Below are 25977 nucleotides of genomic sequence, written 5' to 3'. Positions count from 1 at the left end.
ATCCATAGTCTAAATGTGGAACTACATACCAACTTGATATTTCACTATATTGAATGTTTTGCGAAAGTGCAAGTGCTTGTACAAGGACGATTGAATAGATTTCTTCAGAAATTCGCTAAAGAGAGAGGTGCAAGAAAGAGCACAGAACCGGAGTGTACACGCAGTACGTGAGGATTTGAGTAACAAAGCAATTTTCCTCTGTAGTAGGTTCCCTAGAAGCCTAATGTGCCCCTAAGTTTCTTAATTTAGCTCCATTATGAAGCCTTTTCTCAATGTCTTCTAATGTTTGGTTTTTGATTTCAGGGCAAAATATGAGAGACAAATACATAAAGAAGGTTTTTAGGTAGGAAAAAGTGATATATCATCTCGAATTCATCGTATAGTTCTCGAAATTTGTTCTCATAGGGAACTAAATGTCGATGCTCTCCCAACCCTATGTTCTTTTATTTAGGGACAAAATAGTTCATATTGGCTATTTGCTCTGGCATATTGATTCGAAGGCCAATTAAGACAGTATTTACATTCGGTTTATAATGTCCTCGTAAAGTATCCCCGGATAGGGGTTCAATTTGAGTGCGTTCAATGCTGTTGTATTGAGTGAATTGATAAGTTAAAAGCAGATCCAGGCTATTGTTTAGTTTGGTAATTGCTCCTGCCTTTAATCCGCCGCCGGTTAGCCATTGCTTGAAATTCGCGCTGACTCCCACATTACCTGCGGTATTGTCCATTTTAACTGCAAAACGGCTCCATGAAATCCCTGGCCCGGCAAAGAAACGAACCGCCTCGTTGTATTGATACGCGGGCAGTAAAAAAAGAGCGAATCCATATTCTAACTTCTCTTGTGCATCAACATCTTCATTTAAAAACCATTCATTGATTTTATAGTGCGACTTGCCAGTGAATAAATCCGCGTCCCCTTCTATAGCAGTAGAAAATTTTGCGCTAAAGAGATATTCATATCCTGCGAGCAATTGTCCGTGAAAATTAGTATATGCATTGTTAAAACTGGAAGATGTGGGTATCGTTTCCTCAAGAGGATAGCGTAGGTCTTTATCTATAGTGACTGCATTAATACCTAAATTAATACCTGAGTAAATGCCAGTATAAGCATTGTATGACAGCATCCACGCGATAATTATTGAGATGTAATGTTTATTCATATTCAACCTTGTCTATAAAATACTGGGGATAGTAATTGGGTTTGAAGTTATACTGACCTTATTTGTATCAGTTGCTGTAATTGTGACCTGAGATACTCTTTTAGGTGTTTGGATGTTTTTTATGAGGAAACGTTGGTTTTTGCCATCCAATGTTACAGTTGCCCCAGGTAAGCCATTTACTGTATAGACTTCACCGGATAGGGGGGCACAACCCGCATAGAAGACATATGCCTCCTCGGTATTCATTGGATTGCGCTCGGCTGTGGTCAATACAGGCGCTCTAGGCGGGACAGCAATGATTGAGAAATTATTTTTCGAAATATTAAAAAAGGATCCATTATTTGCCTGCACCATAATCCGCGCTGTATTGGTGTTCAGATTAGGGACACAAATTTGCCCGTATCCATTATTTGGCGTATTTATTGAGAGAGGATAGGGAAATGTTTTTCCTCCATCAAGAGACAAAAAGATGCTTACATAAAAGGCATTAATGGGATGCAAATTAGTATTAGCTACATCCCAGGTGACTGCTTGTGGTGATAGGCCTGTCCAAATGGTGCCTGGACTCGTTGGGGATGTCACTATAAAAGGGCCAGCACTACTTGTAGTGGTTACTGTAGTATCGGTGTATGCATTACAAGAGCCTCCAGGAGTATTTCTCCGTACGGAAACTCTGAATTTCATAATACGGGAAACTGAAGGTAACACTTCCCAGGTAAAAGGGCCTCCATTACTCAGTGCATTGAGATTAGGGAAGAAGCGTGTACCTACAGTTTGAGGCGAAAAACTTCTAAAATTTGGACCGCCAGTTGCTGAACTCACTGGAGGTTGGCGAGAGACTTCATTGTTCATCTGTTCCCAGCTATAAGTTAATATGCCACCTCCAGTTTTCGTTGCTGATGCAATCAAGGCAAAAGGAGTTTGCGCCGGAATAAATCCACCATTGACGAAATTAATTACAGGAGCACTGGAAATCGGGGTAGTTACAGGACAGATATGCGAAGGGCTGGAGACAAAATTTCCCATTTCCTGTAAGCTAATGCCATTAAAATAAGCATTTGAATGACTTTGAACATTTGGCGCACAAATCCCTGCATAACCCATAATCGTACTACCGCTTCCAGGTTCTACAGCTGTTGGCCCATTTCTGTTGCAGTTGTTGTTTTGTACGTGATTTGCTCCAAATTGATGACCTATTTCGTGAGCAACATAGTCAATATCGAAAGGATCTCCTATAGGATTTGTTTGACCAGTAACCCCACTGGCTTTAATTCCATTATTACAAACGCTGGCTAATGCTGCAAGACCGCTTCCAGCGGAATCAACAACATGGCCAATATCATAATTAAGCGGACCAATAACCTGGTTAACATTCTCTTGATTCTCATCAATCATGCTTTCGGGATCGCCATGTGTATACGGTTGATTATTAGGATCGGTATAGATAATGAGATAGTTATTGGCAATAATTTGCATGGTTATGGCCATATCGATTTCATAAACGCCGTTTACCCTGTTTATTGTGGTTGCTTGGGCGCCCAATGCCGCGACTACTGTTCCGCCAAAGTATTGTGTGTATTGAGCTGTTGCTGCCATAGCCAAACGGTATTTTTTGAGTTGGCACGGATTAAAATTAGCAAAATGCTTTGAACTAACAGGCGAGGTTGCAAATGGACTTTGACTGTGTACTCCACATTTTAAGCGTTTTGAAGTAATGAAATCTTTTTTATTATAAACAATATAATATTGGGTATCCCCTTTTCTTAAAGGATCAATAAAAACGGGGTCTTGTCCTGGTCTGAAAATCATTGCATGAAACCCTTGGGGGGTGAGATCCAGTTTGACCAGTTCGCCGGGTTCGGTAACTCCATAAGCATCATAGGTTTTAATTTGGGGGAATTTTGCGCTGAGTTCCGGATGCAGCGTACTATTTTCCTCTACCTGATACAGGTTCGTCGTTTTATCTGGCAGAGGAAGCTCAATTTGCAGTGCTTCCCCTGATTTTAATATATCTCGATGAGGAGCATTCTCTAACTCCGCATAAAGTTGACCCAGGTCGATCTCAACAAGGCGAAAATGACTTGCCTGTATGCTATTTTTTATCGTAGAAGAAATTTCCGATGGGTCCACATCTTTAAAAAAATGCTGGATCACTTTATCTTGGGCGGAAGCAATAGACCAAAATAGGATGAGTGATAGAGTAAAAAGCGTCCTTGTCATTGTATTTTATCTCTAATGAATAAGAGAAAGAATTTATCATTAGAATAAAAGGAATTCAATTTGAAAAAGATATTTTTGGCATTTCGCAAAAATTCTACTTATTTTTTTTCAATTGCATGTTTTTTAAAAGGGTTTCACATGCTTCAACAGTTAATGGATGAGAATAGTAATATCCTTGGATGCAATCAATACCCTGTTTGTGTAAGAACTGAAGCTGCAATTTATTTTCAACGCCTTCGGCCACAACATTAATATTTAATTTATGAGCAATTGTGGCAATTGCTTTAATGATCGTTTGATCTAAATAATCCTTATGGCAATTATTAATAAAGGCTTTGTCTATTTTTATTTTCTTAATAGGCAAGTTTTTTAAATAAGACAAACTCGAATAACCCGTTCCAAAATCATCAATTACCAAATGAATACCCATTCTTTTTAGTGCGTCAATTTCATTATACAGTGCATCATTGTACTCAATGAAAATGGATTCGGTAATTTCCAACTCAATACATGATCCATTCAGCCGATTTTCAGCCAAAGCGTCGGCGACGATTTTGCTCAGTGAATGTCGAATAAATTGTATTGTTGATATATTGATTGCAATGGGGCCTGGAAGTATTTTTTGATCTTGCCATATTTTTGCTTGATGACAGGCACTTTTAATAATCCACTCGCTTACAGGAATCATTAATGAGCTTTTTTCTAAACTACGAATGAATTTTGATGCTTCTATAATTCCTTTCTCAGGGTGATTCCAACGCAATAAGGATTCAAGCCCGATGATCCGTCCATCCGTGGTGTAAAACGGTTGATACATCAAGAAGAACTCTTGTTTATCATAAGCATGTTGTAGCTCTTTACCCAAACCATGAGTTTGCTGATATTCTTCATACAACTCCGTAGAATAATAATGAAATTGATTCCTTCCCTTTTCTTTTGCTTGATAAAGAGCGGTATCGGCTAACTTAAGAAGCGTTCCAATATCTTGGCCATCCTCAGGGAAAATACTGATTCCCATACTGGATGAAATTTGAATTAAATGCTCATCAATTGGAACTGGTCTCGAAATTTCACTTAATAATTTTTTTACTATCATTGTGATTTGATTTTTAGAATTAATATTGGACAATATAATTGTAAATTCATCTCCACCCAGGCGCGCGGCAAAATCACATTCACGCAAACATGAATTAATTGTTTTGGCAATATGAATCAAGAGCTTATCCCCATTATCATGCCCCAAAGTATCGTTTATTACTTTAAAATAATCGATATCCAGGAATAATAGTGCGACTTTCTCATTAAAAAGTGTTTTTTGTTTGGTCATGTGTTGAAAAAATTCATACAACATATTTCGATTGGCTAATCCGGTTAAAGGATCGTGAGTTGCCTGATAATAGAGTTTGGCATTTTCAAGCGAAATCATTGCTTGGGAGGCAAGTAATTGAAGGCTGTCTAAATGGCTTGCTGTAAATGTATGACTTGTACTGTGATTCTCTAAATACAGCATTCGGCACAAATTTCCTTTGTAAAACAGAGGCATCATTAAAAGTGAGCGTGGATTTTTTCCTTGAACATATTCGTCTTGAAAAGTTAACTCTGACTGAATGGCATTATTTAAAATGATAGGTTTTTGAGTTCGCTGAACATAATTTAAAATAGAAATCGGATATTTAATATCTCTCTCTGTATCTTCCGAGCCAATAAGATAAATACTTTGTTGTTCTAAATCACCTTCAGCTTCGATAACCCATTGTTCACTATTTCTAGTTAAAATAATACTTCGTTGTGCTCCGGCATGTTCTAATACAATAACTAAAAGATTCTGCAATAATTTATCTAAACGAATTTCACTGGAGATAAGTTGAGTAAATTTTAAAATGGTCAACATATCAATCGTTTGATTATTTGCTTTTGCTTGAGTTGTCGGGAGCATATGCGGCGAAATGGAAAGGTCTGGTGTTGCTGCGTGATTCATTGGCTCCAATAGCTTCACTTTGGTATTTGCTCCCCAATCTTTAAAATAACAATGTGCATTATGCAAATAAATTTTTGCAATTTGGTTTAAGTTAAGATTAAGGCAATAATATGCAGCTCGTTCATTTGCAATGGCAGCTATTAAAATGAGCCCTCCTGCCAATGCTGTTTCTATCGTTTGTTCATAGAGTGCAAGAGCTTTCTCATGCTGCCTGTCTAAACGTGAGGATTCAGCATCAAGAAGCATGGAATAGGATTTAAAGTTTTCAGGACACCAATTGGTATATTTTTTAATAAAAAGATTCAGTTGTTTTAATTTTTTTAAAGCAAGCCGGTACGTAGATTTTGATAAAAAAGGCAAATGACAAAATAGGGATAAAGCATAGAAAAATTTACCATCTAAATGACTTATTAAACCTTTATCGTATTCAGAGTGAAGTTCATGATTCTTTCCTGCCTTGATTGCTTCGGAAAAATTTCCTAGCAGGAAATGCAATAAGGTCAAAGAGCTATAGAAGAAGCTTAATTCGGTTTTATTTTTCCCTTTAATAATGTTTTCTTCAAATAAGGATATTTGTTTAATCTTTGTGAATCCTGGCTTTTCCAGACATTGGCATAAATAGTCCCAAAACTTTGCTACTTCAATAAAATCAGAAATTTTAACGCGTGACATAAAAGACAGTGCAGACTGTACGTTCTTTTTAGCCTCATCAAGTTTTTTTCCTGAGGAAAGCGAATGAAGAACCAAAAGTAAGTTACTGTAATTACTGTATACTAAATCTCCGACCTCACAACACAGTCTAAATGCTTTAGTAATGGTGTTATTACATTGATGTATCGACCTTTGATAAGGTTCGATAAAAGAGCCTAAGACAAATTGGTTTTTTCCTTCGAAATTCGATGCTCCGTATTTTTGTTTTAGGTTGTTATAGAGTGTTACAAATGAAAGGGCTTCATCATAAAGATTTAATGAGTGCATTATTATAAATGCATAAACCGGAATGCACATTGAAGTACTTTCTGTATAGCCATACTTTAAACTTAAACTAATATTTTTGCAGGTGAGAATCACAAACAGTTGTTGATTTGTGATAAATGCACTATTGAATAATTGAGTAATTAAATCCACAAGTGCTATTTGTTTTGCATCGTTCATTAAAGGTAAGTTTAGAGATTCTACTTTAGTATTTCTTAGTTGGAGTTTTACTTTATAAATAGCAATTAAAACATGCATTAAATTAGGTTTTTTAGGCAGTTTAATGCCAAAATTTCGCAATGTATTCAATCCCATTTCTAAAGCTTCAGTATGTTTACCCAAGGCGGATAACATCTCAATTTTTAAACGATAAATTTCAATTTTATCGAGTGCATTTTCTGCATGCTTTAATAGTTCAGAAAAAAATTTATCTGCAGCTTTAAAATCACCAATTAAATACCTACAAATAGCTAATTCTTTGTGAAGCTGGAATGTTAAATTATATCTTTTTTCCCAATTACTAGGCTTTAATAATTCAATCCCCGCTGATAAAAATTCATTCGCCGCATAATAAGCAGATGCGAGCTTTGCTTTTTGACCAGCCCATAAATTATATTGAGCTAGTTTTAGTTTTTCTTTGGAGTCACGAATTAAAGCAATACTTTGATTAAAGTGCTCGAGTACATCAAATAATCGTTCATCATTTTCTACTAAGGGTTTGTTTTTTAATAATAAACGACCAATTTTTAAATGAATATTTGGTCTGTCTTGTACATTAATAAGTTCATAAGCTGCTTGCTGAATGCGATCATGAGAAAAATTATAACGAAGCGGGTTTGTATCGAGGGTGGCAACATGTTCATTAAGTCCCATTAGACCTAATGTTTTATAACTTTCTTCCAGTGGATAAATAAGATTTGCTTTAATTGCCTGACACAGTTGTTCTGCAATTTGACTCGTTGATTCATTACTGATAACTTTTAAGGTATTAAAATCAAATTGATGACCAAAGCATGAGCCGAGTTTTAAAATTTCCTGGGTAGCATTGGGAAGTAAATGAATTTTGCTAGTTAACAAATCAATTACATTATCTGTAGCACTTTGTTGTTGAATTTTGGCTAAATCCCACTCCCATGCACCACGTTTATAAGAAAAATTAAGTATCTTTTGCTCATAAATATTTCTAAGAAATGCGTTAATAAAAAATGGGTTACCCTGTGTTTTATCATAAATACATTGGGCAAGTCCTTGGATTTTTCTTTGTGAGCCGGACAATGTATCGTGTAAAAGTTCTTGTATATTATTTAATCGCAAGGGTTTTAGAGTGAGGGTACTTAGATTCACTTTATTTTTATTTAAATTGTTTATGCTTAATTGCAATGGGTGATTCTCATTAATTTCATTATTTCGATAAGCCCCAATAATGAGTAAATAATTTGTTTCCCGGTCTTGTAATAAGTTTTCAATGAAATTAAGTGAAGAATTATCTGCCCATTGTAAATCATCCAAAAACAGAACCAGTGGATGCTCAGGTTGGGCAAATACGCGTACGAAATTTTGAAATGCCAGGTTAAAGCGAATTTGGGCTTCAGTAGGATTCAAGGAACGTACGGGAGCTTGCTTGCCTATAATTAACTCTACATCTGGAATTACATCGATAACAACCTGTCCCACATTACCCAATGAGTAAATGAGTAGTTTTCTTATTTTTTCTAACCGCTCTTCACTTTCGGAAAGGACTTGTTTGACTAGATTTTTAAAGGCAGTAACAATGGCACTATAGGGAATACTTCGCTGTAACTGGTCAAATTTACCTTGGATATAATAGCCTTTATGTTGAATGATGGGTTTATGCACCTCTTTAACTAAAGACGTTTTGCCAATTCCAGAATAACCCGCAACAAAGATCATTTCTTTAGTACCTTGACTAACCCGGTTAAATACTTTGATTAGCTGGTTAACTTGCTTTTCTCGACCATATAAATTGTGAGAAATGATTAAGTGATCGCGAATATCATGTGTACCCAGTGAAAATTCATTAATCGAGCCATTCAATCGCCATTGACTAAAGCATTCCTGGAGATCGGACTTCAATCCGATAATGCTTGAATAACGTTCTTCCGGCATTTTTCCTAATAACTTATCGATAATCGCCGCAAGCATTTTGGGTGTATCTGGCCTAACGTGTAATACTGTGGGTGGTTTTTTCGCAATATGACAATGTACTAGTTCAAGTGCATCAACTGCTTGAAATGGTAATTGATTTGCCAGCATTTCATAGAAGGTAATACCTAGTGAATAAAAATCAGTACGATAGTCAATAGGCCGGTTTATTCTTCCTGTCTGCTCAGGTGAGATATAAGCTAGACCTTCTTCAAATTCGCTGAGCTTGAGATAATCAAACGTTTCTTCAGTAAGCTTTGTTGAAGCGCTTAAATCAACTAACTTAAGCACCATGTTTTCAGGGTCGATAACAATATTGGATGGATTAATTTCTTTATGAATAATTTGGCGTTGATGCAATTCTCCCACAATATCAACGAGTTGCAATGCTAAGTTAAAAAAATCGCCCATATCCAATTGATGTATTAAAAGATAGGAAGTGAGCAACTGTCCTTTTACATCCTCTAGAATTAAAACAGGCGCATAGGTATTTTGCAGGAAATCATAAGCTTTAATGATCGTAGGCGTTTCAATCATATTCAGTAAATGAAATTCATGTTGTAAAATGGCTAAATTTTCAGAGTTCGAATGAAATTTATTGGGAGTCTTCAGCAGGACTCTACGCCTATCTTTTAATCGTAGGGCATAATATGTATCAATATTATGGTTGCGACGCATTTTTTCGCGTAATGCATATCCGGATATAGAAATCATTTATGTCCTTTCCATTATTCGATAGCGTGAAGCTCTGAGCGAAGGATGCTTCAATGTCTTTCTTTTTATTATAGAAGATATTTGAGGGTGATTTAAAATTGCACAATTTTTATTTGTAAAAAAATGAACAAGTGGTCAGTTAAAAAAATAAATGATGATATATCAATATCCTCTTTGATGGGTAAACCGCTTCGGATACAAGAAAGTCTTCTATTTTTGTTTTTTATAATAAGTTCCATCGGCATAAACATTATGACCGAAACCACAATCAGCATCAGACCCTTCTTGCTTGACAGACAACATTCCGGGTTTGATGAAGGTTAGGGTAATGGTACATTGCCCATATTCAGAAGAGGAGTAAACCGCCGTGTCTCCTTTAATGTGAGCGATACCGGATAATTCCCCTGTATTGGCTTGAAGTTCACCGTTTACCTCGTATGGGTAGATTAAATTAAAAGAAATATTAATTTTGCCGCCGCCAAGAGCACGAACTGTCAAAGTATTGGAAAGATCGTTATGGGGTGCAGGAAATTTCATAATGAAGGTACCATTTACTTCTTCTTTAGAAACACTGTCCCTATGGATTTCAGAAAAACCCAGAGCTGAATAAACAAGGAATAGGCTGAGTAAGGTAGTTTTTATAATCCAATTGTTCATCGCATGTCAGTAATTATGTAGGCATTCTATAAAGCTAGCATAAATAGGTGGGCAAGACTACTTGCCGGCATTTTAATCTAACTTATCCAGATAAGTCTCTCGCGTAGAGCGAGCGGCAATAATTGCGATAATTACCCAAAATAGAATATAGAACGCAGGAGCATATTTATTTCCAGTTAACTCAACCAAGGTTAAGGAAACTAAGGGCATTGTCCCACCAAAAACTGCCTGCCCAATATTATATCCAATGGATACGCCACTAGCACGAATCGCTGTGGGAAACATCTCTGCAAGCATAGTAGGCACCGCTGCATTCAACGGTGCAAGTATGATAGCCAAGACTATTTCTCCTAAGAGTATTTGCCACCAAATTCCACTCGAAAAAAGAATGAATATGGGATAAATACAAATGAAAATACCCAGTGCACCCAACAAAAAAATCGGCTTCCTACCGAAGTAATCCGATAATAACCCCATCAAAGGAATTAAAATTGTTAAAACCAGTAGCGCAATAAAGTTAGCTACTAAAGCATCTCTTAATAAAAATCCTTCTGATTTCACTAGAAAACTCGTTATGTAAGCGATGAGTAGGTAATTGCTCATTGCTAATATGCTCGTAAAAATAATGGCTAACACTAATTTGCGCGAATAACCGAAAAACACAATTTTTGCAGGAAGTTCTGTGGTATGTTTGGCTTTCAAAAAGGTTGCGGGCTCAACACTCGTAAGGCGTAAATAAATGCCTATTAATCCCAGTAAAGCACCGATTAAATAAGCCAGACGCCATCCCCAGGCGCGAAGCGTGTCTTCAGTCAATAAAACACTAAGTAAAGAGGCAGTAAATGAACCTAAAAAAATGCCTAGAAAAGCAGTGCTTAATACTAAGCTTCCCGCAAAACCACGCCGATGATCGGCCATATGTTCAATAAGAAAAGTGGTTGAACCAGGAAGTTCTCCTCCTACTGCAACTCCTTGAATTAATCTAAAAAAAATAAATAATAAAGGAGAAACAATTCCTATAGAATTAAAATCGGGAATTAAAGCAATACATGCAGTGGAAAATGTCATAATAGATATTGAGAGAATCAGGGTTTTTCTTCTGCCAATTTGATCTGCATAATGTCCCAATAATACCCCTCCTAACGGACGCATAAAAAAGCCCACCGAAAAAACCCCAAAGGTAAGGAGAAGAGAAACAAAATACTCGTCTGAGGGAAAGAATAATTGAGCAAATAAGGGGGTAAAGTTGGCATATAGAAGAAAATCGAACCACTCTAAAGTATTTCCATATAAACCAGCAAAAATGCTTTTCCTCTTTGTAGCATCCATAATGCACTTTTTTTAATAGCCGCTTATTTCTTTATTCTAGGGGTAAATATTTTTTTTGGGAATATGCTGGGGATAGGGTATTCCAATTTAAAATTTTTCTTCAGAAAAACCATTCAATTTATTAGGAAATAAAGAGTGAAAAGGACATAAGCCTTGAAAAATAGGCTTATGTATTTTATTAGAGCTCTATTGGTTGTTACATTGTATATATGGGTAAATCTGAGCTTTCAATTTTTGGCACAGTACGACGCAGTTCATCCATAAGCTCCAATTGCTTTTTGCTCCATATTGGGCTTGCTGTAGTTCGAGAGTCAGCGATGCGTTAGTACTTAACTTATTAACTTGTTCCATTGGGGCCTGTTCTTGAACCATAGTCAGTGGCTTCTTCGGAGGACAATGCCTGAACTTGAAGTAACTGTTCCTCTGCTTTATCAAAAAGGTTACCAATTTCGGTTTTTTCTGAAAAGAAAGAAAGCAGGGAGTTACCTTCTGTCACTTGTTTAAAATAGGGGAGATCGTTCATATCGTGTAATAAGCTCAAGTCATTGGATTCCACCGCTTGGTATAACTCTTCTAAGAAGACGCATTGATTAAATGCGTTGATATCTTCTTTGGGTTCTTTTTCAAGTTGAAGTTGGTATTTATTGACTAGGACTTTTATCTCACTTAATAGAGATCCTTTTATTTCTTGTACTTTCTCCATTTTCTGGTTTTCTATCTCTTTTCGTTGGAGTTCCATTTCTTTTTTCATTTTAGCCATCTGTTCTGCATTGCATCGAGTTTGATATTTTTCTCGCAGCTTTCCATCGAAATCTACATTGTTGTCTGCAGTAACATATCGAAGGCATTGTTCATTTGTCCAACCCAAATGTTCAAATATCTCCGCATCAGTTTGATATTTTGCTGGGCAAACGTTCGTTTTTTGTTCATTAGAGCCATAGCACGTCATCCCTTTTTCTGAAACAACGATGCTCTCAACTCCAATCATATTAATTAAGGTAATATCGTAATGTTCAATTCCATATTTGGCACAGAGCCCCTTTAAATAGCGCTCCATCCCCAATTGAGGATGGCTCTCCTTAATTTTGGTGTTGTTACCAAAAAGCCAAGGGGTGCCAATCTCAAAATGGAGGATTTGTCCTGAGTGATGCTCTTTTAATGCTAAAGCTAAAGTCTGAATCCAATCTCTAAAGGGCTCATTGGTATCTGTAGCATTTTCCACCATCTGTGGTTTTCGGTCTGAAGTTCCGCTTAGATGATAAAGTCCGTATAATCCCGAGTCAGTTTTGGCATGAAATGCAGTACATCCTCCAAAGCCATTGGTAAAATGTTCTTTCTGAGACCCGGCTTCAGCAATAGTCCCACCACTATCCATTACCACTTCTATCCGAGTAAGCATACGTGTCACCTCGCACTAACTGGATGCACTTCTATTTCCAACCCTTCTTGGAGTTTTCCAACATAATCTATATTAGGGAATGAACTTATGTTGTTGAGGCATTGAAAATGGGTAAGCCCTGAATTCTCGAAGAGTTCTTCATCGGTTTGATATTCTGCTTGGAGAGCGTATACATCTCTTCATAAACTTAATCATATTATTATAATTATATACGCATTTTGTTCGAAAATTTTTAATTCAGTACAAAATATGTCAGTTTTTTGGTAACGAAGACGTTAAAAAATGAGTATGGATTGGGGAGTTGCAGGTGTACGTATATTCTAAAAAATGAGCAAAAATCCATGAATTATGTAGCGTATCAGGCCTAAAAATACGGTGATACTGAAACAGCTCTAGGAAAAAACATGGTAATGGATTCTTATCTCGAAACGCTTGGTGTTTGAACATTCTTTAGTAAGCGCACCTTAGATGGACTTTTTAGCGAACCGCGATATAACCCAGGAGTTTTCTCGTTTATTCTTTGTGTTAAGAAAATAAACTCTTCTGAGTTGATCCAAAAAGGACTCCATGCGGGAATCCCTTTGGGCGTAATTCGGGTAGTTTCTCCTGATTCCAGATTGAGGGTCCAGAGTGCGGGCGGTGGTTCATTCCAATTTTTCAGAATCGCTTCTTTCATATCCACATCCATAATTAGTGTTTTTCCATCAGGAGAGATGTGGAGGCGAGAAGCACTGCTCATGCTGCCCTGCGGGATAATTTCATGGATAATCCATTTCTTTATTAGGTTCCCTTTAAAATCCATCCAGTAAATTGCATCCAGGTCCTGGCTAAAAAAAGATGCTCCATCCTTCGCCCATGTCGGGCTATATTCATTCTGGGTATTCTTTATGAGGTAATAACCGCTGCCATCAGCGTGGATTAATGCCAGATGCCAATTATGATTGATAAAGGTATTAAAGAGCAGCTTGTTACCATCTGGAGACCATACTGGATTAAAGCTGTTTGCAGAGGGTATATTCTTTAATTGTTGTACCTTACCCGATTTAAGTTCAATTATAGCCAGATAGCGGCTTCCTGATTTATTTACTACATTATAGGCAATGTATTTTCCGTCAGGCGAAATTTCGGGAATGGAACCCTCGGTAATTTTTTGAGCATCGCTTCCATCCATTTTGGCAGTCCAAATGGAACCATCACGCTCAAATGCAAGCAGGGGTTGTGCTTGAGTAGCGATGCAATATAAGAAAGTAAACAATAACAAGAAAGTTCTCATAAGATGCGAATTTCCCTTCCAGTTCAATGCGCGTTTAACGCCAGCCCGGCTCGTTTGTACCATATTCTTCCCCAATTTGTGGGTCAGAGTTGGCAGCTTTTGTGCACGAAGCAAGTGATATTACAGCTGCCCAGAGATAAAAAATAGTGAGAATTTTTCTAAATAATTGGCGCGTCATCATTTTTCATTCCTTGTTAAGAAATCACTGAAAATTGGCTGGCTGTAACGTTGTCTTAATTTATGTTTCTGATTGTTGATCTACTCTATCACAAGAATACCAGGGAACAGAACTCAATGAGAGATATCAAATATGCATTTTCAGAGCCATTGCCGTATGGTTCCTTTCAATCAAGGAGGAATTGACGACACTGGACGTGTCCTTGTAGCCGATAATTCAATCGTTCCTGTTGGCATGGAGAGTATCCAAGGCAACTGCGACAACAAGGAAGGTAAGGTAATGACATGCATTAAATAAGCCATAAAGAAAGACCATAAGACGGCCTGTGATAAAAAATGACAAAAAGATCAACTATACTATAATTTGAATAATTGTAATCCATCTCGTGGTTGTTGTATGAGAAGCAAAGCAAATGTTACAAAAGAACTCCCTGTGAGCAAACGTTCTAAACTTGAACCCCCATATGATGCAGGAGATTGTGGTTATTATGCAGTATGTGTATGTTTGTTGTATCTTGGAATGCAAGCTAAAACAGATAAAGCACTCGCCGCAACAATTAATAATAGTAAAGTGTTAACGACCATTTTCTCCCATATGCCACTGCTCAGTAGAATGACGGGTTCTAATAATATGGAAACTATTGAGAACATATTCATAGGGCTTAATGCTTCCGGATGGGATAGGATTTCTTTTAGAGAGGTATTGAATGAGTTCAGTAATGGGATACGTCGCTCGCTTGTCACTTCGGATTGGGGATTGGATTATTTTAATAAAACAATACATGAAGGCGCGTGGGTATTTGATAACCAAAAATGGATGGATCTGCCACCATTTAAACGTTTAAATGAAAAAATTTTAGATAAAATGCTGATGCTTTCCAATGGCAAGGATGTCACCGCAGATGAGGCAGGAGCGTTGCGATTCCAAGCTACAGTGGAGATTTTTAAAGAATTAAAGGAAGAAACATTAAAAAGTATGTCCAAGGCAGTCATTGAAAAATATTATGGTCCTGGTTCTGAGAAAGCCTGGCTTGACGCTGAATTTTTAAAATATTTTTCGAAACAACTGTTCCCCGGGTCCGATAATTTGTTTTTTGATCCTAAAAGAATTCAAATTACCAGTGATGGTCCTTCACAAATACACTGGTATGTCGATGTTCCTAATGGTGAGATATCGGACTCTTTATTAAAAACCGTAAATTCAGGGCCGAGTAAGGATCTTAAAGAAATTGAAGTGTATCGAGTAAAAGATAGCAACTTAGATGATCTTTCTCCTCTGATACAAGAGCATGAAGACTTACTTAAAGCCCAACAACAATTGATCATGAAATTTAAAGAAATCGCTTCTGGTCTTTATGCGAAATATCTTGATTCCTCTTTTCCGGAAGAGGTATTGATTGGACTTTCAGGCTTAAGTTGTTTTGAGAAAGAACCGCCCCTTCAAGCAACGATAGATGAGGTTTTAATGCCTATTGTAGCAGCTAGTGAAGACAATCTTTCGGACTATACCAATTTATGTATGACGCAAAAATCTATTGTCGCGCTGAATGAAAAAATCAAAAAAGTTGAAAAAGAGATTGAATCAAGGAAAGATAAAATATCTACATCATCATTGATTAGTTCGAGTTTATCCTTCCAGTCAAGTAAAGAAAAACCCGCAACTCATGATAAATCCGAAGTACTGGATGATTTTGAAATGAATAAAAATAAAAGCCTACCAACCTAAATGTATTTTAGTTATTACATAGAGTCGTTGTGGGATCTTCAGACTGACGTTTTTTATCGATCGTCGATACAGGTGGAAATAGAGAACTATAACTCGATAAAACAACTTCAACTTGGGTTCCTGGTAATATCAGAGTAAGCCCCGAATGATAACCTGTTTTATAGATTGAAATAAATTTTTGCGTCCATTTATCATTAGGAAGTTCTAGGTACCAATGATTATTGCTGGGGCCTTTCCCAGTTATTTGGATGGCATTTTTATCAAACATAATATCTGATGAGCCTAATAAATGAGTGACTAAACATTTGAGAAACTCATCATCCAGCCAAGCTTTCGGTGCATCTTTTGTATAAAAATGAGAAATTACTTCCTTAGATGAGGCGGTTAACTCGTCCTCGGTTAAGGCATCACACGCTTCAATTTGTGCTTGGAATATAATTTCAAGAAGTTGTTCGTTATTAGAAATATCACTCTTGATTGCAGTTGCTTTTTCATAAAGCTTATCTGCTTTCATTTGAATTTTTTTCATTATATTTTTGAATGAAGATAATTTTTCCCATGCTCGATTGGTTTCTAACCATAAACCGCTTTTTATTTCATTTTTAATACGCTCTTGCAGCCAATCTGAGCCGGAATTTATTTGTTTTAATTGTAATGTAACATGAGATAAAATTTCAGAAAAAGAGAGTTGTTCAAAACCTGGGACGGCCATGGCATCTAAATAATTCAACAGGCATTCTTGGTTGGTTTTAAATGGTCTTTCAAGACATTTGAACGAATTAGGGTGAGTCGATAATAGTTTGCTTATTGCATTGCTTGAATTAATCGTAGATGCTATTTTCGCATCTTCAGTGGCTTTTAGGGCTAAATAAAGGAGTCCAATGATCACGACATGATAGCCGCAATCCCCAGAACTTTGAATAGGAGATAATTTAACCCTCCCGATCATAACATTCTCAGTTTTTTTCTGCATAATACGAACCCAAAAATCAAGCCAATTTTCCTGCAACGAAAGATAATTAAATTATCTTACATTAATCTCCCTATTCAGAACCCTTTTTTTCTTTTTCATCCCAACGGTTAATGCAATTGAGTTCTATATCAAATAAATCAAGAACGCGTCCAACGCTATGAGTAACAAGATCATCGATTGTTTGAGGATTATTATAAAACGCAGGTACCGGAGGAGCAATAATAGCACCTATTTCTGTCGCCCGTTTCATATTTTCAATATGGCCAAGATGTAGAGGAGTTTCACGAACCATTAATACCAAGCGTCTGCGTTCTTTTAAAATAACATCTGCTGCGCGGGTTAATAAATTAGAGGTTGTTCCACAAGCAATGTCTGCTAAAGTTCGCATGGAACACGGCGCAATGATCATGCCCGAAGTAATATAAGAACCACTCGAAATGCATGCGGCGATATCATGAATTGGATAATGCTTATCTGCAAGATGATGAAGGTCTGTTGCAGAAAGTTCGGATTCATAGGCGCGAGTTTGTTGGGCGGCTTTGGATACTATCAAATGAGTTTCATACTCTGTATTGCTTAATAACTCCAACAGACGGATCCCATAAATAATTCCAGAAGCTCCAGTAATGCCGATAATAATCCGCTTTTTTTTCATAACTTAACCTTGGTAAAGGAAAAAAGGCTTTTTTAAAATATAGTTTTTATAAAGTGTTTAAGAAAAGTATAAAATCCTAGAAAATACATTTCATAGTGGAGATGATTTCTTATTTTGCATCACTCATTTTTACATATTATCATATTTTTTGATAAAAATTTGTGTAAATAGCGTATACGATTCCTAACTAACTATGTAAATTGACTCGAGAGGAAATAATTCATGGAGTTAATTGTAAGCCAAATTATTAATCATGAAAAACAGTTGCTTGCCAAGAGTGATTCGGTCGATATTTTAATCAATTTAATCGATGATGAATTTATTGAATATGGGAGTAACGGCCAAATCCATGATAAAAATGAAGCAGCCCGATGGTTGTCATTAGAGGATTATTCTGAAGCAAAAGGCATGGAGTTTGAGGCAAAATTCTTGACAGAAGATGTGGTTTTATTAACCTACCTGAGCGAGATGCAACAAAACCACTTTTCCGAAAGTAAACGTGCACGACGTATTTCAATTTGGCGAAGAAAGAATGGTTCATGGCGGATGGTATTTCATCAAGGAATATCTATAGAGAAATAAAAAAGCAGTTGCTACTTGATTAATGGGAGCAAACGTAGCACAGCTGCTTGCAGCTGTCTCTTGATCACATCTTCCCTACTCCCCGAGGCTTGTCCGCGGGGTCCAGTGTTTTAGCGCAGATCTTCTGGATCCCGCGGACAAGCCCTGAGAGATGGTCACAAAAAGTGACCATCTCTCAGGCATAAAGCGCGGTACGTAGAGAAATTTAAAGCAGTACGTAGAGAAACTTAAGTGGTACATGATAAATTTAAAAAACTGACGATCGTTCAGGGTCTGTATACCTGCGGTATCGTCAGTTTTGAGAAACCTCCACTAAATTTTTCGCCTACCTACCGCGCTTAATTTCTTCGTCTACGTACCGCGCTTTATGCGCGGTATCCAGGGGATCTTGCTCTAGAAATGCTCAGCGGCATCTTAAAATATCGTTCTGGATACCGCGCATAAAGCGCGGTACGTAGGAAAGCAGTACGTAGAGAAACTTAAGTGCTACATGATAAATTTAAAAAAACTGACGATCGTTCAGGGACAAGCCGCGGGAAGTCGGGATAATTGTAATTAAATATACCTCGCTGGAAAATTGTTTATTCTCGAGATTCCCATCTGTTTATTCAACATGGAGAATGATAACATCACCAACCATTAAGTATGAGCTAGGGAAGGTGATACTATGAATGCAGGAGTCAATTCATTTGTTTTTTTTGTCGCCCTGATTGCTGGATTTGGCGGCTTTTTATTTGGTTTTGATTCCAGCGTGATCGCCGATGTTAAAGATCAGGTGATGGCCCAATTGTTGCTTTCGGAATGGCAATGGTCTCAGGTAGTGAGTATTAGTATACTTGGTTGTGTTCTTGGTATCCCTTTAAGTGGTTTCTTTGCCGATAAACTAAGTCGGCGTTTTCTACTCAAAACAGTCGCTATGGGGTTTATTTTAGGGACTGCGCTATGTGCAATCACACATGACTTCATTCTGTTATTAATTGGTCGGTTTATCATCGGTATTTGCATCGGAATTGCTTCTTATATTGCTCCATTATTTATTGCGGAAATTGCTCCTCCCAACCGAAGAGGAACTTTAGTGTTGATTAATGGATTAACAATTACTTTTGGTCAGGCAATAGCGTATTTAATCGGTTATTTTTTTCATGACTACTCGGTAAACAGCTGGCGACTCTTATTTGCGATGGGGAGTATCCCTGCCCTGGTTTTATTTACAGGGATGCATTTTGTTCCCCATTCACCGCGTTGGCTCATGAAGAAATATGGAATGGATAAAACCTTACACATTTTAAAACGTATTCGTCCGTCAGGTTATGATATTCAAAAAGAAGTCGAAGAGATTCAGAGCAATATACAACAAACTCAACCGAATCATAATTTATTGTTCAGCTCCCCAATTGTTTTTGTTCTCTTGGTTGGTATTGTTTTGGGAATATTTCAGCAGTTCTCTGGAATTAATGCAGTGATGTATTACGGACCAGTTATTTTTGAATCGGCAGGTTTTTATCCAGTTTCGAATGCCATTTTGGCTACCTTTTGTATGGGGGCGGTTAATTTTTTATTTACATTACTTACTTTATTTTATATCGATAAATTAGGCCGGCGGTTCTTATTATTAAGCGGTGCAATGATCGCTGCACTGAGCCTTTTTGCAGTGAGCTTGTTATTTAATACGGAATTACCTGGTCAAAAATTATGGATATTGGGTTCCTTATCAACATACGTTATGGGTTATTGCATTAGTGTAGGCTCTTTATTTTGGGTTTTGATCTCTGAAATTTATCCTACATCGGTACGTGGTCTGGCGATGAGCATTGCCACAGTGGCCCAATGGGGTGCTAATTTTGTGGTGTCTATATCTTTTTTAGCGATTTATCAAAATTTAGGAGAAGGACTTACTTTTGCTTTATTTGGTGCATTATGTTTGCTGGCTTTTTTCTTTATATATCATTTTATACCGGAGACGACCGGTACTTCTTTGGAAAAAATAGAGAAAAACTTGATGTCAGGTAAAAGAATCAGAGACATTGGCAAACCATTATCAGAAATAAAAACAAACGAATTTGAATTAGTGAGAGATTAAAAATGGATGATGCAAATCAACAAAGAAAATGTCGCATAGGTATCATTGGTGCAGGACGAATCGGTAAGTTGCATGCAGAGAATATCAAATATTATTTACCACAATATGAATTACTCGCCATTGCAGATCCTAACCTGGATAAGGAATGGGCAGATAAATTGGCGATTACAGGTCAATACACTTATTTTGAAGACGTACTGTTTCATCAACATCTGGATGCAATCCTGATTGCTTCACCTTCGAATTTACATGTGGAGCAGATTAAAGCTGCGAGCGAAGAAGGTAAAGCGATATTTTGTGAGAAACCAATAGGTTTGAATGAAAAAGAAATTTTGGATGCGTTACACACAGTACAGACAAACAATACCTTATTGCAGCTCGGTTTTAATCGACGTTTTGATCCCAGTTTTGCCCAACTGCAACAACAGGTTCAGGCAGGTGAAATTGGTGCAGTTCATCTTGTTAAGATTACGTCTCGTGACCCTGTCTGTCCTAGCAAGGAATATTGTGCCACCTCAGGTGGCCTGTTTATGGACATGACCATTCATGATTTTGATATGGCTCGTTTTTTAACCCAATCGGAAGTCATTGAAGTGTATGCAACGGGTGCAGTACTAATTAATCCTGATTTTGAAGCATTGGATGATGTGGATACTGCAATCATACAAATGCGTTTTGCTAATGGCGCTATGGGCGTGATTGATAACAGCCGCCAGGCAGTTTATGGATATGATCAACGGATTGAAGTGTTCGGAAAAGAAGGAATGTTGTTGGCCAATAATCAACTGAAACATTCAGTGCTTCATTATGCGAATACCTGCACAGAACAAGCCAATCCAGAATATTTTTTCCTTGAACGTTATCATCAGGCTTTTAGAGCGGAGTTAAATTCATTTTATGATGCATGGCTGCATAATAAACCTAGCCCTGTTTCTGGAAGAGATGGGTTGCAAGCTTTGCGTATAGCTCAAGCTGCGAAACACTCTTTAGTTACTAAATTACCTGTTTTTTTGAGCTGAGGATGACATGACTTATCCATCATTTTACTTTGATGCAAATCGAACCGTGGATTTGATTTGCATGGGCCGGGTAGCAGTTGATCTGTATGCGGAACAAATTGGTGTATCGCTTAGCGACGCTCAGAGCTTTAAAAAATATCTAGGGGGCTGTGCAGGGAACATTGCGGTGGGCGCTGCCCGTCTTGGCCTGGAATGCATGATGTTTTCTTGTGTGGGGCACGATGAAATGGGGTGTTTTTTAAAAAATGAATTACACGCCGAAGGAGTTAATACCGATTTGTTGCAGACCACTGAAAATCATTTAACAGGACTTGTGTTGCTGGGTATTAAGCCTCCTCATGAATTTCCTTTGATGTTTTATCGTACTGATTGTGCGGACATGCAAATTAAGTCACAGCAAATAAGCCAGAACGTATTGCAACAGGCGAAAGCAATTCTAATAACGGGTACAGGATTATCTACAGATGCAATGTTACAAACTACTGAAGAGGTTGTCCATCTTGCAAGAAAAGCTGAAACAGCAATAGTTCTTGACCTGGATTATCGTCCCGTTCTTTGGAGATTAACAGCATTAGGAGATGGCGAAACGCGATATCGCCATAGCCAGAAAGTAAGTAAAATCTATCAACGTATTTTACCTCATTGTGATTTAATCGTAGGGACTGAGGAGGAAATTTGTATCGCAGGCGGATGTGAGGAAGTCTATGATGCATTAGAGAAAATAAGGGAATTGACTCAGGCACCCGTGGTTATAAAGCGTGGCGAGAAAGGTTGTGCGGTTCATTTTGCCAACAACAGCCAGCATTTACAATCTAAGCCGTTTCCTGTGGAAATACTTAATGTGCTTGGGGCTGGCGATGGATTTATGGCTGGCCTCTTATCCGCTCTTTTGCGAGGAAAATCCTGGGAGGCCGCTACTACCTATGCAAATGCCAGCGGAGCTTTGGTAGTCACTCGCCATGGTTGTGCCCCAGCAATCCCCTATAAAGAAGAGCTGGACTATTTTATTCAACATTTTGATGAAGAACCACAAATTTGGAACAGTGCGCGTTTGATGCAATTACATCAAAAGCATAATCAGCATAATTCTCAGATGCTTATTAAAAATTCCCAGGGTTTCAAGCAAGGATTAAATACCATTGTCACTCTGGATTCCTTATCCGATGGTATGAGTTTTAGTTCGATTAAATTAGATGCAGGGCAAAGCTACTTATTTAATGAGGGTTATGAATTTGCTGCCTTATTAATGACGGGGAAAGTAGTATTTCATTATGCACATCAAAGCCAACACGCAGCACGATACGATTATTTTTCTCAGGAGCCTATCGTCTTGCATTGCCCTGCAGGATCAAGAGCTTCTGTGGATGCTTTGACTGATTGTGAAATTTTGTTGATTGAGACAGAGAATTATGCTTCATTTGCTCCTTTATTATTTAATCAATCCAATCTTTTGGAGTTAGATAATCGAGGGAAGGACATTTTAGACGATAGCTCCTATCGCATCGTGAGGACTGTATTTGATAAGCGCAACAGACCCGAGTCTAATTTGGTCGTTGGAGAAATTATTACTTTTCAAGGACGATGGTCAAGTTATCCTTCCCATTATCATGAGCAACCTGAAATCTATCATTACCGTTTTACAGAACCACAAGGCTATGCGTTTGGTGAGAATGGGAAAGAAGTTTTACGTATTGAAAATTATGATACGTATCGAATTGCTAATGGCCAGACCCATGCTCATTGTGCTGCTCCAGGATATGCCCTTTATACACTTTGGTTTATTCGTCATTTAAAAGAGAACCCTTATACGACACCGACTTTTATCAAAGAGCATGAATGGACAAGAACGCATAAGGCAAATAACAGGGTATGGAAAACAGGCCTCGACCGCCGTTGCAACCAGCCTACGCACTGCCCCCATGACTTGGTCACGGGGTTATCCGCGGAGTCTAGTTTGTCCAGTAACACTGGATCCCGCGAACAAGTCGCGGGAGGTAGGAAGCAGGACGGCAGTCAAGTCTGGAAAAATAATAATTTCAAGGAATAATTTTCATGAAAATTAGATTGACAATGGCTCAGGCTTTATTGCGGTTTTTGGCAAATCAATACGTAGTGCTGGATGGTAACGCCCATCAGTTTATTGCGGGAGTATTTGGAATTTTTGGGCATGGGAATGTGACGGGTTTAGGTGAAGCGCTTGAGTATGACAATTACGGCTTGACTTATTATCAGGGACATAACGAACAAGGGATGGCACACGCAGCAACAGCTTATGCAAAACAAAAAAACAGATTAAGCATTTTTGCCTGTACTTCCTCTATAGGTCCAGGTGCTACCAATATGATTACCGCAGCAGCTACAGCAACCACAAACAGAATTCCCCTCTTGTTGCTGCCGGGAGATATTTTCAGTTGCAGACAACCCGATCCCGTATTGCAACAACTTGAGGTATCACATGATTATACCTTGTCTGTGAATGACTGTTTCAAGCCGGTGAGTAAATATTGGGACCGAATTGCTCGGCCTGAACAATTGATGACAGCATGCATCAATGCAATGAGAGTGCTTACGGATCCTGTTGAAACAGGTACGGTCACCTTATGTTTACCACAGGATGTGCAATCCGAAGCGTATGATTATGAGCATTCTTTTTTTGAAAAACGTTTTTGGTATATAGATCGAGAGCCTGTTAGTGAGCGCGCTCTGGATGAAGCAGTGCAACTTATTTTTAAAGCAAAAAAACCATTTATTATTTCTGGAGGTGGTGTTCATTATTCATTTGCAACAGAAGTTTTATCTCAATTTGCAGAACACCATAAAATCCCAGTTGCCGAAACTCAGGCTGGAAAAAGTGCTTTGCCAGACAGCCACTGTATGAATGTAGGTGGAATAGGTGTCACTGGTTCTGAAGCAGCTAATATTCTGGCGGCACAAGCGGACGTGGTTTTAGTGATTGGCTCGCGTCTACAAGATTTCACTACTGCGTCTAAATGGGGTTTTAGAAATGAAGCATGCCAAATCATTCATCTTAATGTCTCCCGTTTCGATGCAATCAAAATGAATGGTTTGATGTTGAAGGGGGATGCAAAAACAGGCTTAGAACAATTAGGGAAAAAATTAGGGGCTTATCAAACATCTAAAGAATATCAACAATGCGTGCAGTACTATCAAAATGAATGGCAGAAAGAAGTAAAACGAATTGGTACCGCAACGCATACTGTAACAGATGGTTTATCACAAACCAGAGTCATCAGTTTGTTAAATGAAATGGTGACAGAAGATGATGTTATTATCTGCGCAGCAGGAAGCTTACCTGGAGATTTGCATCGGCTGTGGAAATCCAAAAAGCCTAAAGATTATCATCTGGAATATGCTTACTCTTGCATGGGCTATGAAGTTGCTGCAGGTTTAGGGGTAAGGTTAGCTAAAGAAAATACTCCCGGCGAAGTGTATGTTTTGGTTGGAGATGGCAGCTTTGTGATGATGCATTCAGAGTTGCTTACCAGCATCCAGGAACACAAGAAAATAACCATCGTTCTTTTTAATAATCATGGTTTTCAATGCATTAGAAATTTACAAGAAAGCCAGGGCAGTCAAGGTTTTGGCAATGAGTTCCGCTATCGAGAAGAAAAAACCAAAAGGCTTTCTGGAGATTATTTGGCAATCGATTTTTGCAAATATGCTGAAGGGCTAGGTGCTAAAACTTTTTTTGCGGATTCTTATGAGCAGCTGGTCGTTGCTATGGATACTGCGCGAAGTGATCCATGTTCTTCAGTAATTGTCTTACCCATATTGCCTAAAACCATGAGTAATGGCTATCAAACTTGGTGGCGTGTAGGGGTGGCAGAGGTATCTAACTCTGAAGAAGTAACTAAAGCGCATCACATGATGCAAAAGCAATTGAAACAGGTTAGAGAATATTAAGGTTAAGGAATAGGTATGCACATTAAACTGGGAATTGCACCAATTAACTGGTGCAATGATGACGATCCCGAATTAGGGAAAGAGATTAGTTTTGAACAATGCATTAGGGAAATGTCAGAGGCGGGTTACATAGGTACAGAACTGGGTAATAAGTATCCTCGTGAAGTTTCTGTTTTAAAAAAGGCTTTAAGTGACCGTGGATTACACTTATCAAGTGCCTGGTTCAGTACTTTTTTTACTGAGCCAGAACAGCATGGACATACTTTATCCCGATTTATGGAGCATTTGAGCTTTATGCGCGCTATGGGTGCATCCTTTATTAATGTGTGTGAATGCGGGCACTCTATCCAAGGAACAGATTGGCCTATTTTAAGTCCTCATAAACCGGAGTTTAATGAAGAGCAGTGGGAAAAACTGATTCAAGGATTACATACTATTGGCCGGATTGCTTATGATTTTGATATGCAGCTTGTTTATCACTATCATGCAGGAACAGGCGTTTTTTATGAACAGGAAATCGATTATTTAATGGAAAATACGAGTCCTCAATTGATTTCGTTATTACTTGATACCGGCCATGCTGCATGTGCAGATATTGATTCACTTGCTTTAATCAATAAATACAATGATCGTATTGGCTATGTTCATCTAAAGGATGTTCGTGCCGAAATCCTCAACAAAGTTAAGAGTGAACATATGAACTTTATGGACGCCGTACGCACTGGTGTATTTACGGTTCCTGGAGATGGTGCCATTGAATTTGCTCCCATTATGCAAATGCTGCAAAAACATCAATATTCAGGTTGGATGATTGTTGAAGCAGAACAGGATCCAGCTAAAGCTTCCCCGTTTCAGTATGCTAAAAAGGCCTATGATTTCCTACAGCAGCATATTAAATAAAAATAGAGCAAGTGTTGTACAAATAGTGGGTAAGCTTCTCCTGCCCTCATACCGCGACGTGTTCGCGGTATCC

18 protein-coding genes are annotated in these 25977 nt (G+C 37.9%); 8 read left to right on the top strand and 10 right to left on the bottom strand.

The genetic code is table 11. The features are described from left to right. Positions 1-443: 443 nt before the first annotated feature. From FOLKNPGA_RS16160 to FOLKNPGA_RS16125, 8 genes are all read right to left on the bottom strand, one after another. Positions 444-1160 carry an outer membrane protein gene (locus FOLKNPGA_RS16160; protein ID WP_182350849.1) on the bottom strand — a complete coding sequence of 239 codons (717 nt, stop codon included), beginning with the start codon at positions 1158-1160 and terminating at the stop codon, positions 444-446. 12 nt (positions 1161-1172) lie between these two features. Then, complete coding sequence (locus tag FOLKNPGA_RS16155; RefSeq protein ID WP_182350848.1) at positions 1173-3380, bottom strand: reprolysin-like metallopeptidase; 2208 nt, start codon at positions 3378-3380, stop codon at positions 1173-1175. A 94-nt stretch (positions 3381-3474) separates the two neighbouring features. Beyond that, positions 3475-9210: an EAL domain-containing protein gene (locus FOLKNPGA_RS16150; RefSeq protein ID WP_182350847.1), complete on the bottom strand. Its 5736-nt coding sequence runs from the start codon at positions 9208-9210 to the stop codon at positions 3475-3477. A gap of 210 nt (positions 9211-9420) precedes the next feature. Beyond that, on the bottom strand, positions 9421-9867 hold the full coding sequence (locus FOLKNPGA_RS16145; RefSeq protein WP_255466002.1) for a hypothetical protein: 447 nt from the start codon (positions 9865-9867) through the stop codon (positions 9421-9423). Positions 9868-9939: 72 nt separating this feature from the next. After that, positions 9940-11196 (bottom strand): MFS transporter, encoded by a 1257-nt coding sequence (locus FOLKNPGA_RS16140; RefSeq protein ID WP_182350846.1) that lies wholly within the window; start codon positions 11194-11196, stop codon positions 9940-9942. 337 nt (positions 11197-11533) lie between these two features. Further along, on the bottom strand, positions 11534-12595 hold the full coding sequence (locus tag FOLKNPGA_RS16135; protein WP_182350845.1) for a hypothetical protein: 1062 nt from the start codon (positions 12593-12595) through the stop codon (positions 11534-11536). Positions 12596-13013: 418 nt separating this feature from the next. Continuing rightward, positions 13014-13868, bottom strand: coding sequence for a PD40 domain-containing protein (locus FOLKNPGA_RS16130; RefSeq protein ID WP_182350844.1), 855 nt, complete (start codon positions 13866-13868; stop codon positions 13014-13016). 34 nt (positions 13869-13902) lie between these two features. After that, a complete protein-coding gene (locus tag FOLKNPGA_RS16125; protein ID WP_182350843.1) occupies positions 13903-14049 on the bottom strand; it encodes a hypothetical protein in 147 nt (48 codons plus the stop codon). Between the two features lie 129 nt (positions 14050-14178). Between FOLKNPGA_RS16125 and FOLKNPGA_RS16120 the strand changes: the two genes are divergently transcribed. Together FOLKNPGA_RS16120 and FOLKNPGA_RS16115 are read left to right on the top strand one after the other, a co-directional pair. Next, positions 14179-14343 (top strand): hypothetical protein, encoded by a 165-nt coding sequence (locus tag FOLKNPGA_RS16120; protein WP_182350842.1) that lies wholly within the window; start codon positions 14179-14181, stop codon positions 14341-14343. A 99-nt stretch (positions 14344-14442) separates the two neighbouring features. Continuing rightward, positions 14443-15771 (top strand): hypothetical protein, encoded by a 1329-nt coding sequence (locus tag FOLKNPGA_RS16115; protein WP_182350841.1) that lies wholly within the window; start codon positions 14443-14445, stop codon positions 15769-15771. A gap of 7 nt (positions 15772-15778) precedes the next feature. On the opposite strand, the gene FOLKNPGA_RS16110 is transcribed toward FOLKNPGA_RS16115, so the two are convergent. Together FOLKNPGA_RS16110 and FOLKNPGA_RS16105 are read right to left on the bottom strand one after the other, a co-directional pair. Continuing rightward, positions 15779-16744 (bottom strand): hypothetical protein, encoded by a 966-nt coding sequence (locus FOLKNPGA_RS16110; RefSeq protein WP_182350840.1) that lies wholly within the window; start codon positions 16742-16744, stop codon positions 15779-15781. 70 nt (positions 16745-16814) lie between these two features. Beyond that, complete coding sequence (locus FOLKNPGA_RS16105; RefSeq protein WP_182350839.1) at positions 16815-17399, bottom strand: UbiX family flavin prenyltransferase; 585 nt, start codon at positions 17397-17399, stop codon at positions 16815-16817. A 222-nt stretch (positions 17400-17621) separates the two neighbouring features. On the opposite strand from FOLKNPGA_RS16105, the gene FOLKNPGA_RS16100 reads away from it, so the two are divergent. From FOLKNPGA_RS16100 to iolE, 6 genes are all read left to right on the top strand, one after another. Continuing rightward, on the top strand, positions 17622-17981 hold the full coding sequence (locus FOLKNPGA_RS16100; protein WP_182350838.1) for a DUF4440 domain-containing protein: 360 nt from the start codon (positions 17622-17624) through the stop codon (positions 17979-17981). Positions 17982-18648: 667 nt separating this feature from the next. Next, complete coding sequence (locus FOLKNPGA_RS16095; protein WP_182350837.1) at positions 18649-20061, top strand: sugar porter family MFS transporter; 1413 nt, start codon at positions 18649-18651, stop codon at positions 20059-20061. Between the two features lie 2 nt (positions 20062-20063). Further along, complete coding sequence (gene iolG, locus FOLKNPGA_RS16090; RefSeq protein ID WP_182350836.1) at positions 20064-21080, top strand: inositol 2-dehydrogenase; 1017 nt, start codon at positions 20064-20066, stop codon at positions 21078-21080. A 7-nt stretch (positions 21081-21087) separates the two neighbouring features. Further along, positions 21088-23127: a 5-dehydro-2-deoxygluconokinase gene (gene iolC, locus FOLKNPGA_RS16085; protein ID WP_255466001.1), complete on the top strand. Its 2040-nt coding sequence runs from the start codon at positions 21088-21090 to the stop codon at positions 23125-23127. A gap of 5 nt (positions 23128-23132) precedes the next feature. Beyond that, positions 23133-25004, top strand: coding sequence for a 3D-(3,5/4)-trihydroxycyclohexane-1,2-dione acylhydrolase (decyclizing) (gene iolD / locus FOLKNPGA_RS16080; protein WP_182350835.1), 1872 nt, complete (start codon positions 23133-23135; stop codon positions 25002-25004). A gap of 15 nt (positions 25005-25019) precedes the next feature. After that, a complete protein-coding gene (gene iolE, locus FOLKNPGA_RS16075) occupies positions 25020-25904 on the top strand; it encodes a myo-inosose-2 dehydratase (protein WP_182350834.1) in 885 nt (294 codons plus the stop codon). Positions 25905-25977 lie beyond the last annotated feature (73 nt).

Origin of the sequence: Legionella sp. PC1000, from assembly GCF_014109805.1 — a bacterium.
In the GTDB taxonomy this organism is placed as follows: Bacteria; Pseudomonadota; Gammaproteobacteria; order Legionellales; family Legionellaceae; genus Legionella; species Legionella resiliens.
Note: the sequence above shows the minus strand (reverse complement) of the source record. Positions and strands in the feature narration are given on the sequence as shown.